Here is a 15255-nt window from a genome sequence, read left to right as displayed (position 1 = left end):
ACCACTCCTACGTGACTGCGCCTGCGCGGTATCCGACCCCGCGCACGGTCATGACGATCCTCGGGTTGTCCGGGTCGTCCTCGACCTTGGCCCGAAGGCGCTGCACATGGACGTTCACCAGCCGGGTGTCCGCCTTGTAGTGGTAGCCCCAGACCTGTTCGAGCAGCATCTCCCTGGTGAAGACCTGCTGCGGCTTGGATGCCAGCGCGAGCAGGAGGTCGAACTCGAGCGGTGTGAGGTTGATGCGTGTCTCTCCGCGCCTGACCTCGTGGCCTGCCACGTCGAGCACCAGGTCGCCGATCCGGAGCGTGTCGACCGCGGGGGCCGGCGCGGCCGGGCGGAGCCGGGTCCGGATGCGCGCCACGAGCTCCTTGGGATTGAAGGGTTTGACCATGTAGTCGTCGGCGCCGGATTCGAGCCCCTTGACCACATCCGCCGTGTCGGACTTCGCCGTGAGCATGATGATCGGCGTCCCCGATTCGGCACGGATGCGCCCGCACACCTCGATGCCGTCGACACCGGGAAGCATCAGGTCGAGCAGCACGAGATCGGGCTTGGACGTGCGGAACACATCGAGGGCGAGCGCGCCGTCCTCGCAGAACTGTGGATCGAAACCCTCTGTGCGCAGCACGATGCCGATCATCTCGGCCAGGGCGGTGTCGTCGTCGACAACCAGGATGCGACCGTTCATATACCCGTTTCCCACTGGGGCGCCGCATAATGTGCGCGGCAAGCCATAGAACTTCTTGCACAAGAGTAGTCGAGACACCTGCACGGATCGTGAACGCCTGACGAGCGGATGCGCAGGGATGTGCCAGCATGGGTAGCGGAATCCGCACCGGAACCGGGGTAGAAGGAGCGATCACGTGAGTGGAGAGCAACCAGGGCCCGCCGAGGAGCACTGGCAGGCACCCAGTGGTGCGCCCGCGCCGCAGCCCCGCTACGGCGAGTACGCGCCGGGCAGCGTGCCGCCTCCGCCGCCCCCGCCGCCATACGGCCAGCCCGCCTACGTCCAGCCCGGTTACGGGTTCGGCCAGCAGCCCGGCTGGACTCCCCCACCGAAGCCCGGGCTGGTGCCCCTTCGTCCTCTCAGCTTCGGAACACTCATCGGAGCGCCGTTCCAGGTGCTCCGTCGCAACCCGAAGGTCACCGTGGGCGCGGCCCTCCTCATCCAGGGCGTGCCGCAGGCGATCGTCTCCCTTCTCATCATCGGTGGCGTGACCATCCTGTTCAGCCGGGCCGACAATGCGTCGGCCGCCGACCAGGGAGCCCTCCAGGCCGGAGCGGTGGGCTGGGCGATCGTGCTCGGCATCGTCTCGCTCGTGGTCTCCGCCGTCTCCACGTCACTCCTGCAGGGAATCGTCGTCAACGAGGTGGCACGGGAGACCCTGGGTGAGAAGCTCACGCTCGGATCCCTGTGGCGCCTCACCCGGTCGCGCGTCGGCGCGCTCATCGGCTGGACGCTGCTGCTGTCCGTCGCGCTGGGAGCCGGCGTGTTCGTGCTCGCGATCATCGCCGTGCTCCTCTTCGCCGGTGGCGGCGCCATGATCGGGGTGGGCGTCGCGTATTCGGTACTCGCGGGCCTCGGGGCGGTCGTCATCGCGGTCTGGCTGTCGACGAAGCTCGCCCTCGTCCCGAGCGCGATCGTCCTCGAGCGCCTGCGGATCAGGGATGCGATGAAGCGTTCGTGGCGCCTCACCGCCGGCTTCTTCTGGAGGACCCTCGGCGTCATCGTGCTGATCGGCCTGATCGTGTACGCCGTCACGCAGATCATCACCTTCCCGATCGCGCTCATCGGCAGCTTCGTCACCCTGCTCGTCAACCCGACCGGTCTGGGGGCGAGCGCATCGGACCCGTCCGTCGGGCAGGTCTTCCTCTCACAGCTCGGAATCAACGTCGTCTCGACGGTTGTGACCGCCGTGATCGGGGCCGTCCTCGCCGTCGTCCAGTCCTCGGCCGTCGCCCTGATCTACGTCGACCTGCGGATGCGCAAAGAGGGGCTCGACCTGCAGCTCATCCGGTTCGTCGAAGCGCGTCAGGCGGGCGCCACCGGGTTGCCCGATCCGTATCAGCCGGCCGAGCATCCGGCTGGAGCCACCGCGTATCCCGGCAGATGACCGCCCTGACGGTCCCGGCACGCCTGTCGGCGTCCATCCCGGTCGATCCCGACGCCCCGGAGGCGCACGACTGGCTCGTGCGCGAGCTTGCGAGACCCGAATACCAGGCGGCGAAGCCCACCTGGTTCGACCTCGCCTCCAAGGCCGTCCAGGACTGGCTCGCTTCCCTGTTCTCGGCGGGGAGCGGCAGCTTCAGCGGCATCCTCCTGATCGTGGTCGTCGTGCTGGCTGTGGGGCTGCTCACCGTCGCGTTCGTCGTCTTCGGTCTTCCGCGTCTCAACCGCCGGAGCCGCGCACGGGTCGACGCCCTGTTCGGCGCGGACGACACGAGGGATGCCGCGACGCTCCGGCGGTCGGCGGAGCGGGCGGCGAAGACCGGTGACTGGACGCTCGCGGTGGAGGAACGGTTCCGCGCGATCGCCCAGTCGCTCGACGAACGCACGATCGTGCTGCTCATGCCGGGGACGACCGCGAACGATTTCGCCGCCCGAGCGTCGATCGCGGTGCCCGCGGAAGGCGCGCGACTCGGGGCCGCAGCGCGCACCTTCGACGGCGTGCGCTACCTCGGACGCGCCGCCTCGCCCGAGCAGTACGACGAATTCGTCGCATTGGATGCGGCACTCCAGTCCGCTCGTCCTGCGGCATTTGCCCAGCCGGTAGACCAGGTGACGGTACGATGACGATCACCGGTCCCGCGCCGGCGATCTCCTCGTCGCCCAGACAGGTCGCCCGACGGAGCGTCGGGTGGATCGTGGTCGGCGCCATCGCGATCCTGGTCGCCGCGATCGGCTTCCTGACCACCGGCGGCCATGGCCCCGGGGTCGCGCTCGACGCCTCGAACGCCGCCCCCGCAGGAGCCAAAGCGCTCGCCGAGGTCCTTCGGCAGCAGGGCGTCGACGTGACGTCCGCATCCTCCCTCGCGCAGGTGCGTGACCTGGCGCCCGGCGACGGGACGATCCTCGTCTACGACCCGCAGGGCTACCTCGACGAGGGCCGTTTCACCGAACTCCAGACGCACGCAGCCACCCTGGTCGTCGTCGATCCGGGATTCGCGGCCCTCCATGCGCTCGCACCCGACGTCCACAACGCGGGAGCGGCCGCCGGCAACGGCATCCTGACCGCCGATTGTCCGGTGGCAGCGGCGAACCGTGCGCAGACGATCGAGCCGACCGTGAAATCGCCGACGCTGCGCGTGACCTCCGGCGCCGCACCGGCTACGGGATGCTTCTCTACCGGGAACGGTGGTTTCGCATTCGTCAGCAGCACCGCGAACGGAACGACCCTCCACCTGGTCGGGTCGCCGAGCCTCCTCGACAACGAGGGAGTCGTGCGGGCAGGCAACGCCGCGCTCGCGCTCAACCTCCTGGGCGAGCACCCTTCGCTCGTCTGGTACCTGCCGACACTGCGGGATGTCGCGGCGAACGGGCCGCCCGACCTCAATGCCCTCACACCCGGCTGGGTCACCCCCCTCGTCCTCCTCCTCGTCGTGGTCGTCATCGCCGCTGCGGTCTGGCGGGGGCGCCGGTTCGGTCCGCTCGTCGTCGAGAACCTCCCGGTCGTGGTGCGCAGCGGCGAGACGATGGAAGGGCGGGCGCGCCTCTACCAGCGGTCATCCGCGCGACTCCGGGCCCTCGACAGCATTCGCATCGGCACGATCGGGCGTCTGGGGGCGGCCGTGGGCCTGCCCTCGACGGCCTCCGTGTGGGAGGTCTGCGACACGGTCGCCGCGCTCACCGGCACCGATCGCAGCGTCGTGCGCGACCTCCTCGTCGATGCGCAGCCGCGCACCGACGCCCAGCTCGTCTCACTGTCCGACCGGCTCGCCCGGCTCGAATCGGCCACGCTGAACGCCGTCAATCCCGCAAACGACCGTCCGACCGGAAGAATGGAACCATGACCGACGTCACCACGGCAACGACATCGCCGGCTTCGGCCGATCCCGGTGCGGACGCCGCCGCGCTTCGCACCGCCCTCAGCCGGGTCCGCACCGAAGTCGGCAAGGCGGTGGTCGGCCAGGACGGCGCTGTGACCGGACTCATCATCGCTCTGCTGGCACGTGGCCACGTCCTGCTCGAAGGCGTGCCGGGGGTGGCGAAGACCCTGCTCGTGCGGTCGCTGAGCCAAGCGCTCAGCCTCCAGACCCGTCGCATCCAGTTCACTCCCGACCTGATGCCGGGCGACGTCACCGGCTCGCTCGTCTACGACGGCCAGAGCGGCGGCTTCCAGTTCCGCGAGGGGCCGGTGTTCACGAACATCCTGCTCGCCGACGAGATCAACCGCACGCCTCCGAAGACCCAGTCGGCCCTGCTCGAGGCCATGGAAGAACGCCAGGTGAGCGTCGACGGCGTCAGCCGGATGCTCCCCGACCCGTTCATCGTCGCTGCGACCCAGAACCCCATCGAGTACGAAGGCACGTACACCCTCCCCGAAGCCCAGCTGGATCGGTTCCTCCTCAAGCTGACCCTCGACATCCCGGAGCGCGAGAGCGAGGTCGAGGTGCTCCGGCGCCACGCCGCAGGATTCAACCCGCGCGACCTCGCGGCCGCCGGCGTGACCCCTGTGCTCGGCCCGGCAGAGCTGGCAGCCGCCCGTGCCGCAGCAGCGTCCGTCGGCTCCTCGGCGGACGTGCTCGCGTACATCGTCGATCTGGCGCGTGCGACACGTCGCAGCCCGTCGGTGAAGCTCGGCGTCAGTCCGCGCGGGACGACCGCACTGCTCGCCGCGGCGAAAGCCTGGGCGTGGCTGTCCGGCTACGAGTCGATCACCCCCGACCACGTGCAGGCGATGCTCCTGCCTGTCTGGCGTCACCGCGTGCAGCTTCGCCCCGAGGCCGAGCTGGAAGGCGTCGAGGTGGATGCGATCCTGCGCTCGATCGTCCAACAGGTCCAGGTCCCGATCTAGAGGGCATCGTGACCGTCTCCGGCCGTTTCGTCGCGCTGATCGCAATCGGCGTCGTCCCCCTGGTGCTCTTCGGCGCCGACAGCGGCACGGCCATGCTCATCCTCGCCGGGTGGGTGGCGCTCGCACTGGCCGCGGGGGCGATCGACCTCGCTCTGGCCGCCTCACCTCGTCGCGTCGCGATCGACCGCCGCGTTCCCGGCCGGGTCCGGATGGGGGCGGATGCCCTCAGCGAGCTCTACGTCACGAACACCGGGAAGCGGATGCTGCGCGGGGTCGTCCGCGATGCCTGGGAGCCGTCAGCAGGCGCATCCCCGACGCGCAGCAGCGTCAGCATCCCGCCCGGCGAGCGCAGGAGGGTGACCACGACACTGGTCCCGGTTCGACGCGGTGAACGGCGGGTCGAGCAGGTGACCGTGCGGGCGTGGGGGCCGCTGCGCCTGTGGGCACGCCAGGCGACCCTCGCGGCGCCCGGTCGCATCCGGGTCCTGCCCGCGTTCAACGCCCGCAAACACCTCCCCTCCCGCCTCGCACGGCTGCGTGAACTCGACGGCATGACCAGCGTGATGCTCCGAGGTCAGGGCACCGAGTTCGACTCCCTGCGCGAATACGTGCGCGGCGACGACGTGCGATCGATCGACTGGCGCGCGACGGCTCGACGGCACGATCCATCGGGTGGCGCCGGCCAGCGGGTGATGGTGCGCACGTGGCGACCCGAGCGCGACCGCCGGGTCATCATCCTGATCGACACCGGGCGCACCGCGGCAGCGCGGGTCGACGACGAACCGCGCATCGACACGGCGTACGAATCCGCGCTTCTCCTCGAAGCGCTCGCGACCCGGGCGGGAGACCGGGTCGACGTGATGGCCTACGACCGGCGTGTGCGCGGCCGGGTGCAGGGGGCGAGCGGCCCCGAGCTCCTCGCACGCACCGTCGACATGATGGCGGGGATCGATCCCGAGCTGATCGAGATGGACTGGGCGGCCGTGCCCGCCCAAGTGTCGTCCCTCACGAGCCAGCGAGCCCTCGTCGTGCTCCTCACGTCGATCGACGCCCCTGGGGCATCGCACGGGCTCCTTTCCGTGCTCCCTCAGCTCACCCGCAAGCACACCGTCGTCGTCGCATCCGTGACCGACCCGGAGTCGTTGCGGGCGACGAGGCAGCGGGACGACCGGGCAACCGTGTACCGCGCGGCGGCAGCGGAGCGTGCGCTTCTGGACATCGCCCGCATCTCCGCCGCGATCCGGCGCCTGGGCGCTGATGTGGTGACCGGCGCACCCGCCGATCTTCCGCCTGCCCTCAGCGACCACTACCTTGCGCTCAAGGCCGCCGGGCGGCTGTGACCTGCTCCCTGGCAGCGACCTCCGGGCTAGCTCGCCTCGCCTATTCTGCGGAGCAGGGCGGCGACGTTCTCGCGAACCTGCTCCGTTCCCCAGAACGACTTCAGGAAGCTCCGGTTGGCGGCGAGCTCGTCGTCGCTGAGCGGGTGTGCGAGGGAACTCGCGGTCGCCAGCTCCGAGGTCGACCGCACCGACGCTCCTGAGCGCCGGAAGAACGGGTAGACGGGATTCGCCTCATCGAGATACACCGTCGCGCCGGCGTTCAAGGCGGTCCCGATGTTGCCGAGCGCCTGCTGCCGCCGATGGTTCATGATCACGACGTCGCAGCCCGCGACGAGCGCGTTGTACTCCTCGAGCGGCATCCGCTCGACAACGGGGACGAAATCGGTTCCGAACATCTGCGTCCCCCGCTCGACGATCGCATCGCGGTACGCGGGATCGCCGTAGCTCAGAGGCACGACGATCCGACGCCCTCCGAGCTCCCGACCCGCCAGCAGGTCGAACGCCTCGAGATGGTTGTTGGTCGGAGTCGCCGAGTTGCCGAGAAGTATCCCTGTGCCGCTCGGGCGATCGGCTCCGTGCGTGGCGAAGCTCTCTTCGAGACTGAAGTAGCTGAGCTGGCTCGACTGTCCCCGGAACTGCGGGAACTGCGAGCGGAAGACGGCCTCCTCGCCTGGCACGGGAACCGAGAGGTAGTCCGTCCGGGCCGCCGCCCTTCGTTTCAGCGTGCGAGCGAACCCGTTCCAGGCGCCGGTGAGGGAACGTCGCCATAGGGGGCGGTGCACGACCGACCGCGATCGCGCGAGTTCGTCGACGAGCGCGCGCGTCTTCGGCCCGAGCAGCGATCCTTCCGTCTCCGGGCCGTAGAAGTCGTAGCCCCATCCGCTCCAGACCGTCGCGGTCCTCCTGCCGGCACGGGCGAAGGCCGCCGTCGCGTGCGCCGTCATCGAGTGCGCGACGATGAGGTCGCCTTTCGGGCGCCGGGCCAGGATGGAGAGGACACCGAGCGGCGAGGGCGACACGACCGTCACGACGCCTCGCGACACCGGGTAGCGCAGCGCTCCGGCTGTGCCGACCACGACGTATTCGTTCGCCCCGGGCGCGACCGACTCGAAGATGTTCGCCGCGAACCGCAGGTGCGGCGAATCGGGGCCGATGTGAACGATCTTCAGACGTCGCGGTGGTGCATCCATACCGATTCCTTACTGCGGAAGCCATCACGTGCCATGTCTGGTGATCCAGCCTATCCGGATCTCGGATCGGCCCCTGTCCGGGTGACCACCGCCCCCACCGTGAGATGGCAGAATGGCCCGATGGCCTCCCGTACACCCACGCCCAGGGTGACACACTTCAACGACTGCGCGTACGTCGCGCGCGCACTCGTCGACGCGGCGGCCAGAGCCGGGCTGACCTGGGGATACGTGCCGCCCGCGCAGGTGCGACCGGCGAGCGGGTTCGGCAGCGGCACGGGCAGGCTCGGGGAGTTCAGGCACGTGCTCCGCCACCTGCGCACCGCGCGGACGAGCGACGTCATCCATGTCCATTACGCGACGGCCGTCCACTTGCTGCAGCGGCCGTGGATCCCCAAGCGCCCGTATGTGCTGCATCTCCATGGCACGGACATCCGACGGCTCTGGAAGTCCCCCGCGACGCACGACCAGATCCAGCGGGCGATCGACGGGGCCAGCGCCGTCTACTACACGAACCTCGACACGGTCGAGGAAGCCACGACCGCGCGCGCGGACGCGACATACATGCCCGCCTTCGTCGAGCCCCAGCTGCACCCGGTGTGGCGCCCCGGCTCGGAGCACGGCGACCCGACCGTGCTGTTCGTCTCCCGCTGGGACGACACGAAAGGGGTCGAGACACAGCTCGAGACCGCCAGGGCGCTGCGCTCGGCCCTGCCGACCGGAACACGCCTCGTCGGACTGGACTGGGGACCCGGCGCCGCGGCTGCGGCCGAACTGGGGATCGAGCTGGTGCCGCGCCAGGACCATCCCGGATTCCTCGAGCTGGTCGCGTCGGCAGACGTCGCCATCGGCCAGGCGGCCGGCATCATTGCGGTGAGTGAACTGGAGGCGATGGCCATCGGCCCCACCGTGCTCTGTCCGGTGCCGTCTCTCGCGGACGACGGCGACCCGCCGCCCGTGCTGCTGGGAACCGTTCAGGAGATCGTCGAACAGTGCCTGATCGCGCTCGAGGATCCTCGCGCGTCGTCCGCTCGGTTGAACGCCAGGCCCTGGGTACTCGGCAAACACACGCCGGACCGGTGGATACCCGCCCTCGAAGAGGTCTACCGCGCGGCCGCGACCGGACAGGTCGTCACGCCGAGCATCCCGGGCCTGACCCTCCATCCGCAGCCGCGAAACACGACGCCGTAGCGCCCGTTCAGCCGGCGACGATCCTGCGCGCGCCCGCCTCGAAGTCGTCCAGGTCGCCTGTCGCGCCCAGCCGCACGGCGCGGCGGCCGACGACGAGCATGTAGACGAGGAACGCGACGAGCGCCAACACCCCTATACCGATCTTCACCGGCCAGGGCAGATCGGACGGCGTGACGAACCCTTCGATGAGCCCGGAGACGAACAGCGAGAGAATCAGGCCGACAGCGACGGTGAACAGCGCCCGCCCGTCCTCGGCGAGCGCCTGGCCACGCGTGCGGGGACCCGGAGCGATCCAGGACCAGAAGATCCGCAGGCCGGCAGCCGCGGCGACGAAGATGGATGTCAGCTCCAGCAGGCCGTGCGGAAGGATGTAGAGGAAGAACACGTCACCCCGGCCGTATGCGAACAGCACGGCCGCCGAGATGCCGATGTTCTGGGCGTTCTGGAGCAGGACGGCCGGCACATAGAAGCCGACGATCCCGAACGCGATGCACTGGGCTGCGATCCACGCGTTGTTCGTCCAGACCTGACCGGCGAAAGACGCTGCGGGATTGTTGGAGTAGTAGTCGATGAACTCGTGGTTCACGATCTGCTTCAGTTGCGCATCCGACCCGAAGTTCGCCATGACCTGAGGGTTGCCGAGCGCCCACCACGCGAAGAGACCCGCGACGACGAGCGAGGCGACCGCGACGGCGAGCGTGAGCCAGCGAAGCCGGTAGAGGGCGGCAGGCAGCTGCAGCACGAAGAACCGGGGCAGCTGGGACAGGATGTTCGCGCCTGTGCCCGTGAAGCGGAGGCGCGCCGTCGACAGGGCGACCGAGAGCCTGTCGCCCTGTGTCGTCGAGCCGGCCTGCGTCTTGATCGCGGAGAGCTGGGTCGCGCCGGTCTGGTAGAGGTCGATGAGCTCGTCCGCCTGCTCACCGCTGAGCGACCGCTGCCTGGCGAGGGCGGCAAGCCGGTCCCATTCGGCGCGGTGCGCTGCGGAGTATGCGTCGAGGTCCATCTGCTTAGATGATAGCCATGGCTGCACCGGGGGCTCCGCGGATCGACCTCGTCGACGGGGGTGTCGAACGCGAAGTGGTGACGGGCGAGGCCGTCGCGCTCGACGTCAAGCCCGCTTCCTACATCCTCCGGGCTGCCGGCGCGGCGCTCGACTGGCTCATCTACGTCCTGCTCTTCGTCGGCCTCGTCCTCATGATCGTGTTGACCGCGGGAGGGCTCGACGACGCACTGCGAAGAGCGCTGGTCACGGTCAGCCTCGTCTTCGCTCTCGTGATCGCGCCGATGACGGTCGAGTTCGCGACCCACGGACGTTCCGTGGGCAAGTTCGCGGTCGGCGCCCGCATCGTCCGCGACGACGGCGGCGCCACCCAGCTGCGCCACGCCTTCATCCGCGCACTCACCGGTGTCGTCGAGATCTACATGACCTTCGGCGGCCTGGCGGCGCTCGTCGGCCTGCTGAACGGGCGTTCCAAGCGCCTCGGCGACCTCATCGCCGGCACGTACAGCCAGCTGGAGCGCGTTCCGGCGATCGACGCGGTCGGGTTCGCGATGCCGCCCCAGCTCGCCGGATGGGCGGCCATCGCGGATGTCGCACGACTCCCCGACCGGCTCTCGCGGCGCATCGCCCAGTTCCTGAACCAGGCACCGGGGATGACACTCACTGCCCGTGCGGGACTCAGTGCGGAACTCGCCGGCGAAGCAGGCGCCTACGTCTCACCGCTGCCCGCGGTGGACGCCGAGACCTTCCTCGCGGGAGTGGCGGCCCTCCGTCGGGACCGCGACTTCCGCGCGCTCACACTCGAGAAGGAACGACTCGAGCGACTCGCCCCCGTGCTCGATGCACTCCCCCACGGATTCCCTGAAAGGTGACATGACCGACTACCGCGCTCACTTCGACGCCACCATCGCTTTCGTGAACGGCGGGAGCCTGGAAGCCACCGGATTCCGCCTCGACCTTCCTTCGAAGGACGTCGAAGAGGCCGATGTCGCGCGCCTGCTCGTCGAGCATCTCGGGCTCGCGCTCGTGGGAGGAGTGGAATTCCATTCGCTCGCCATCGTCGAAGAGCCGCATCGCGGGAGCCGGGGCGTGGTCAGTGAACACTCCGAGTCGTCGGCGCGGTCGCGGATCGTCGACCTCAGCCACACCGTGCGCGCTGGCCTCGTCACCTATCCGGGCCTCCCGGAGCCCGTCATCACCCCGCACCTCACCCGTGAGGCTTCACGGGCGCGCTACGCTCCGGGCACGGAGTTCGCGATGGATGTGATCACGATGATCGGCAACACGGGCACGTACCTCGACAGCCCATTCCACCGCTACGCCGAGGGCGGAGACCTGGCCTCGCTCCGGCTGGAGACCCTCGTGGGGCTGCCCGCCGAGGTCTTCCACCTGACGGATGCGCTTCAGCGCGGCATCCCGTCGTCGGTCTTCTTCGACCGGGATCTCGCAGGCGCTGCCGTGCTGCTGCACACCGGCTGGGATCGTCATTTCGGCACGCCGGCCTACGCATCCGGTGCTCCGTATCTGACCGAGGACGGTGCGCGCCACCTGGTGGACGCCGGGGTGGCCCTGGTGGGGATCGATTCGCTCAACATCGACGACACCGAGGCCGGCGGGGAACGCCCCGCTCACACCCTCCTCCTGGCCGCGGGAATCCACGTGGTGGAGCACCTGACCGCGCTGGGCGAGGTCCCCGCACGCGGAGCGCGGTTCACGGCGGTTCCCCCGAAGGTCGAGGGATTCGGGACCTTCCCCGTGCGGGCGTTCGCAGAACTCTCCTGAGGTCGCCTCAGTAGCGGTAGTGGTCCACTTTGTATGGACCATCAACGCTTACGCCGATGTACGCCGCCTGCTCCGGCGTCAGCTCGGTCAGCTCCACGCCGAGGGCGTCGAGGTGCAGTCGCGCCACCTTCTCGTCCAGGTGCTTGGGAAGCACGTACACGCCGACCGGATACTTCTCCGGGTAGCAGTACAGCTCGATCTGCGCCAGGACCTGGTTGGTGAACGAGTTGCTCATGACGAAGCTCGGGTGACCCGTGGCGTTGCCCAGGTTCATCAGTCGCCCCTCGGAGAGCACCAGCACGCTGCGGCCAGTCGGCAGGCGCCACTCGTGGACCTGCGGTTTGATCTCGATCTTCTCGGCCCCAGCGAGGTCTTCGAGCCCTGCCATGTCGATCTCGTTGTCGAAGTGCCCGACGTTCGCGACGATTGCCAGGTGCTTCATCCGCAGGAGGTGCTCGGTCGTGATGACGTTGAGATTGCCGGTGCCGGTGATGAAGATGTCCACCTGTTCGACGACGGATTCGATCCTGGCCACCTGGAAGCCGTCCATGGCGGCCTGGAGTGCGTTGATCGGATCGATCTCACTGACGATCACCCGGGCGCCCTGGCCGCGCAGGGCCTCGGCAGCGCCCTTTCCGACGTCGCCGTACCCGGCCACGAATACGACCTTGCCGCCGATGAGCACGTCGGTCGCACGGTTCAGCCCGTCGGGAAGCGAGTGCCGGATGCCGTACTTGTTGTCGAACTTGCTCTTGGTGACCGAGTCGTTGACGTTGATCGCCGGGAAGAGCAGCTTGCCGTCGCGCGCGAGCTCGTAGAGGCGGTGGACACCGGTGGTCGTCTCCTCGGTGACGCCGATGATCCCGGCGGCGATGCGGGTCCAGCGATCGTGCGACGTGGCGAGGGATGCGCGGAGCGCGGCGAGGATCACGCGGTATTCGTGGCTGTCGCCCGCGGCATCCGCCGGAACGGCTCCGGCGAGCTCGAAGTCGCGCCCGGAGTGGACCAGCAGGGTCGCGTCTCCCCCGTCGTCGAGGATGAGGTTCGGGCCGATCCAGTCGGCGCCGGAGGCGGCGGCTTCGGCCGTCCAGTCGAAGATCTGCTGGGTGCACCACCAGTAGTCTTCGAGCGTCTCGCCTTTCCAGGCGAAGACCGGCACACCGGCAGGAGCGTCCACCGAGCCGTGCGGGCCCACCGCGATGGCCGCGGCGGCCTCGTCCTGCGTCGAGAAGATGTTGCAGCTCGCCCAGCGCACCTGGGCGCCCAGGGCGACGAGCGTCTCGATCAGCACGGCCGTCTGCACGGTCATGTGCAGCGAGCCTGCGATCCGCGCTCCTGCGAGCGGCTTCGACTCGCCGAACTCGGCGCGGAGCGCCATGAGCCCGGGCATCTCGTTCTCGGCGAGGCGGATCTGGTGCCTGCCGGCCTCAGCAAGGGTCAGGTCTGCGACCTTGAACGGGAGGGCGGTGCCGGAGTCGGCGAGGGAGAGTGCGTTGGCCATGCAGTCATTCTCTCATCGGCCTGGTGGTCACTCGTTCGCGCGGAGGGCGACAGGCCCCACGACTCAGCGGCGGATGAGCTCGAGGACCTCGTCGCGGATGCGCGCCATGGTGCTGACATCCGCCGCTTCGACGTTGAGCCGTAGCAGCGGCTCGGTGTTCGAGGAGCGCACGCTGAACCACCAGAACGGTTCGTCGCCCGCAACGAGTCCGGTGACGGTGAGCCCGTCGAGCTCGTCGAATTCACCGCGGCCGGTGAACGCCTCCACGATCCGCGTGAACGCGGCCGGAACGTCGTCGACGGTGGAGTTGATCTCGCCCGACTGCGCGTAGGGAGTGTACGCGTCGGCGAGCACCGAGAGGGGTTCATCCTGCGAGCCGAACTCCGCGAGGAGGTGCATCGCGGCGAGCATGCCGTTGTCGGCGCTCCAGAAGTCGCGGAAGTAGTAGTGCGCCGAGTGCTCCCCACCGAACACGGCTCCAGTTTCGCGCATCGCGTCCTTGATGAGCGAGTGCCCGACGCGGGTGCGCACTGGGATTGCGCCCGCAGCCAGGATGGTCTCCGGAACGATGCGCGAGGTGATGAGGTTGTGGATCACCACGATCTCGGCATCCGGGTCGGCCGCGCGGGCGCGCGCGATCTCACGAACGGCGACGATGGCGGCCACCGCGGACGGGTTGACGGCATCCCCGCGCTCGTCGACGACGAAGCAGCGGTCGGCGTCGCCGTCGAAGGCGAGCCCGAGGTCGGCCCCGTGTTCGACGACGGCCTTCTGCAGGTCGACGAGGTTCGCAGGTTCCAGCGGGTTCGCCTCGTGGTTCGGGAAGGTGCCGTCGAGTTCGAAGTACAGGGGCACGATCTCGATCGGCAGCGCCGGCAGGCCGGCGGCCTCGCCGAGCACGGCGGGAACGGTCAGTCCTCCCATTCCGTTGCCCGCGTCGACGACGATCCGGATCGGCCGGATGCCGGACAGGTCGACCAGGCCGCGGAGGAACGCCGCGTAGTCGGCCAGCACGTCCACCTCACGGATGCCACCGGGCTCCGCGACGGCGACCACGCCATCGATGACGTACTGCTCTGCGCGTTCGCGCACGGCTGCGAGGCCGGTGTCACGGCTGATGCCCTGGGCGCCGGCACGGGACAGCTTGATGCCGTTGTAGGTCGCCGGGTTGTGGCTGGCCGTGAACATCGCCCCGGCGGCCGCGAAGTAACCGGACGCGAAGTACGACTCGTCGGTCGAGCACAGGCCAAGGGAGACGACGTTCGCGCCCCGGGCGCGGGCGCCCTCGGAGAAGGCCGCGGCGAATCCCGGGGACGAGTCGCGCATGTCGTGGCCGACGACCACATCCTGTCCGGCCGCACCGATCTCGTCCACGAAGGCCGCACCGATCGCCTCGACCATCTCGGTCGTCAGCGTGATGCCGACGAGCCCGCGGACGTCATAGGTCTTGACTGCTGCCTCGAAGTTCGCGTGGATCTGTTCGGCCGAAATAGCGTTGCTCACGCCCCATAACCTACTTCACCGAGCACCGAGTGCCTCATGACCTGCCAGCCCTGCGGTGCCGAAAGGCGCTCGGCGTGGATCGCGCACAGGTCGTACGAGTGCGGCTCATGGGTGCTGCTGAGCGGGCCGAGAACGGCCATGGAGTCCGCGTACACGTACGTGAGCGTGGCCACCGCATCTCGGGGGCACGCGACACGGGAACACGGTCGGGTCAGCATCGCGCCCAGACTATCGGAGCCCCGGCGTCGTAGGATGACGACATGCCCCGTTCCCGCCGCGCAAGCAGTGAGCCGCCCGCGGCCGCGCGCTGGAGGAACCGTCACGGCCGGGGCGCCCGTGGGCCGGTGACCGGCCCGCACCTGCCCATGCTGCACAACCGCATCGACCTGTTCGACATGACGGTCGCGGCGACGGCCGACTATCTGAAGGGCATCTGGCCGGCGGAGCTCGAGCACGTTCGATTCGAAGTCGCGGCGGCCCCGATCAACGCGGTCGGTCCGGACGGGGTGGAGCGCTGGCGGGTGGACCCGCGCGAGCGCCGCATCATCCTCTTCCGCGTCCCCATCCAGCGGCTCAGCAAGCTGCACCGCAACGACGAACTGCACCAGCGGATGCTCGTGGAGAGCTGCGTCTTCCGTGCGGTCGCCGAACTGCTCGGCAAAGACCCCTGGGATCTCGCGCCGGAGCGTTTCCGCCACTACTGAGCCGCCGGCTCGGCGCTATCGCCTGGCGA

Annotated in this window: 15 protein-coding genes; 9 read left to right on the top strand and 6 right to left on the bottom strand. The window is 69.2% G+C overall.

Annotated elements, in window-relative coordinates; translation table 11 throughout:
* Positions 1–7: 7 nt before the first annotated feature.
* On the bottom strand, positions 8–691 hold the full coding sequence (gene mtrA / locus G3T36_RS14385; protein WP_163290509.1) for an MtrAB system response regulator MtrA: 684 nt from the start codon (positions 689–691) through the stop codon (positions 8–10).
* Positions 692–866: 175 nt separating this feature from the next.
* Here mtrA and G3T36_RS14380 point away from each other — a divergent pair, with 175 nt between their 5' ends.
* The 5 genes from G3T36_RS14380 to G3T36_RS14360 are packed head-to-tail and all read left to right on the top strand — an operon-like array spanning position 867 to position 6358.
* Positions 867–2117, top strand: a complete 1251-nt coding sequence (locus G3T36_RS14380) for a DUF7847 domain-containing protein (RefSeq protein ID WP_163290508.1) — start codon at positions 867–869, stop codon at positions 2115–2117.
* Entirely contained in the window at positions 2114–2797 is a 684-nt protein-coding gene (locus G3T36_RS14375; RefSeq protein WP_163290507.1) for a DUF4129 domain-containing protein, read from the top strand. Before G3T36_RS14380 ends, G3T36_RS14375 begins: the two co-directional genes overlap by 4 nt.
* A complete protein-coding gene (locus tag G3T36_RS14370; RefSeq protein WP_163290506.1) occupies positions 2794–4014 on the top strand; it encodes a DUF4350 domain-containing protein in 1221 nt (406 codons plus the stop codon). The genes G3T36_RS14375 and G3T36_RS14370 overlap by 4 nt, the downstream gene beginning before the upstream one ends.
* Positions 4011–5018: an AAA family ATPase gene (locus G3T36_RS14365; RefSeq protein WP_163290505.1), complete on the top strand. Its 1008-nt coding sequence runs from the start codon at positions 4011–4013 to the stop codon at positions 5016–5018. The genes G3T36_RS14370 and G3T36_RS14365 overlap by 4 nt, the downstream gene beginning before the upstream one ends.
* Positions 5019–5026: 8 nt before the next feature.
* A complete protein-coding gene (locus tag G3T36_RS14360; protein ID WP_163290504.1) occupies positions 5027–6358 on the top strand; it encodes a DUF58 domain-containing protein in 1332 nt (443 codons plus the stop codon).
* 26 nt (positions 6359–6384) lie between these two features.
* Here the strand turns inward: G3T36_RS14360 and G3T36_RS14355 are convergent, their stop codons facing one another.
* Positions 6385–7548, bottom strand: coding sequence for a TDP-N-acetylfucosamine:lipid II N-acetylfucosaminyltransferase family protein (locus G3T36_RS14355; protein WP_163290503.1), 1164 nt, complete (start codon positions 7546–7548; stop codon positions 6385–6387).
* A gap of 120 nt (positions 7549–7668) precedes the next feature.
* Between G3T36_RS14355 and G3T36_RS14350 the strand changes: the two genes are divergently transcribed.
* The gene (locus G3T36_RS14350) at positions 7669–8736 is read left to right on the top strand and encodes a glycosyltransferase family protein (protein ID WP_193571233.1); all 1068 of its coding nucleotides are present in this window, start codon (positions 7669–7671) and stop codon (positions 8734–8736) included.
* Between the two features lie 7 nt (positions 8737–8743).
* On the opposite strand, the gene G3T36_RS14345 is transcribed toward G3T36_RS14350, so the two are convergent.
* Positions 8744–9739 carry a stage II sporulation protein M gene (locus G3T36_RS14345; protein WP_163290502.1) on the bottom strand — a complete coding sequence of 332 codons (996 nt, stop codon included), beginning with the start codon at positions 9737–9739 and terminating at the stop codon, positions 8744–8746.
* A 17-nt stretch (positions 9740–9756) separates the two neighbouring features.
* Here G3T36_RS14345 and G3T36_RS14340 point away from each other — a divergent pair, with 17 nt between their 5' ends.
* Both G3T36_RS14340 and G3T36_RS14335 read left to right on the top strand, forming a co-directional pair.
* Positions 9757–10608, top strand: coding sequence for an RDD family protein (locus G3T36_RS14340; RefSeq protein WP_163290501.1), 852 nt, complete (start codon positions 9757–9759; stop codon positions 10606–10608).
* 1 nt (position 10609) lies between these two features.
* Positions 10610–11518, top strand: a complete 909-nt coding sequence (locus tag G3T36_RS14335; RefSeq protein ID WP_163290500.1) for a cyclase family protein — start codon at positions 10610–10612, stop codon at positions 11516–11518.
* Between the two features lie 7 nt (positions 11519–11525).
* On the opposite strand, the gene ahcY is transcribed toward G3T36_RS14335, so the two are convergent.
* From ahcY to G3T36_RS14320, 3 genes are all read right to left on the bottom strand, one after another.
* On the bottom strand, positions 11526–13019 hold the full coding sequence (gene ahcY, locus G3T36_RS14330; RefSeq protein ID WP_163290499.1) for an adenosylhomocysteinase: 1494 nt from the start codon (positions 13017–13019) through the stop codon (positions 11526–11528).
* Positions 13020–13082: 63 nt separating this feature from the next.
* Positions 13083–14522 (bottom strand): phosphomannomutase/phosphoglucomutase, encoded by a 1440-nt coding sequence (locus G3T36_RS14325; RefSeq protein WP_338031588.1) that lies wholly within the window; start codon positions 14520–14522, stop codon positions 13083–13085.
* The gene (locus tag G3T36_RS14320) at positions 14519–14740 is read right to left on the bottom strand and encodes a DUF3499 family protein (RefSeq protein WP_163290498.1); all 222 of its coding nucleotides are present in this window, start codon (positions 14738–14740) and stop codon (positions 14519–14521) included. The genes G3T36_RS14325 and G3T36_RS14320 overlap by 4 nt, the downstream gene beginning before the upstream one ends.
* Before the next feature lie 42 nt (positions 14741–14782).
* Between G3T36_RS14320 and G3T36_RS14315 the strand changes: the two genes are divergently transcribed.
* Complete coding sequence (locus G3T36_RS14315) at positions 14783–15226, top strand: metallopeptidase family protein (RefSeq protein WP_163290497.1); 444 nt, start codon at positions 14783–14785, stop codon at positions 15224–15226.
* The last annotated feature ends 29 nt before the right edge of the window (positions 15227–15255 follow it).

This window comes from Leifsonia tongyongensis (assembly GCF_010686705.1).
Classification (GTDB): Bacteria; Actinomycetota; Actinomycetes; order Actinomycetales; family Microbacteriaceae; genus Diaminobutyricibacter; species Diaminobutyricibacter tongyongensis.
The sequence above is the reverse complement of the archived record's forward strand: the minus strand, read 5'-3'. Positions and strand labels throughout refer to the sequence as shown.

Bases quoted from the DNA above. Each gene is read 5' to 3' on its own strand.
- mtrA (WP_163290509.1), bottom strand. From the start codon at position 691: ATGAACGGTCGCATCCTGGTTGTCGACGACGACACCGCCCTGGCCGAG.
- G3T36_RS14375 (WP_163290507.1), top strand. From the start codon at position 2,114: ATGACCGCCCTGACGGTCCCGGCACGCCTGTCGGCGTCCATCCCGGTC.
- G3T36_RS14370 (WP_163290506.1), top strand. From the start codon at position 2,794: ATGACGATCACCGGTCCCGCGCCGGCGATCTCCTCGTCGCCCAGACAG.
- G3T36_RS14365 (WP_163290505.1), top strand. From the start codon at position 4,011: ATGACCGACGTCACCACGGCAACGACATCGCCGGCTTCGGCCGATCCC.
- G3T36_RS14355 (WP_163290503.1), bottom strand. From the start codon at position 7,548: ATGGATGCACCACCGCGACGTCTGAAGATCGTTCACATCGGCCCCGAT.
- G3T36_RS14350 (WP_193571233.1), top strand. From the start codon at position 7,669: ATGGCCTCCCGTACACCCACGCCCAGGGTGACACACTTCAACGACTGC.
- G3T36_RS14345 (WP_163290502.1), bottom strand. From the start codon at position 9,739: ATGGACCTCGACGCATACTCCGCAGCGCACCGCGCCGAATGGGACCGG.
- G3T36_RS14340 (WP_163290501.1), top strand. From the start codon at position 9,757: ATGGCTGCACCGGGGGCTCCGCGGATCGACCTCGTCGACGGGGGTGTC.
- G3T36_RS14335 (WP_163290500.1), top strand. From the start codon at position 10,610: ATGACCGACTACCGCGCTCACTTCGACGCCACCATCGCTTTCGTGAAC.
- ahcY (WP_163290499.1), bottom strand. From the start codon at position 13,019: ATGGCCAACGCACTCTCCCTCGCCGACTCCGGCACCGCCCTCCCGTTC.
- G3T36_RS14320 (WP_163290498.1), bottom strand. From the start codon at position 14,740: ATGCTGACCCGACCGTGTTCCCGTGTCGCGTGCCCCCGAGATGCGGTG.
- G3T36_RS14315 (WP_163290497.1), top strand. From the start codon at position 14,783: ATGCCCCGTTCCCGCCGCGCAAGCAGTGAGCCGCCCGCGGCCGCGCGC.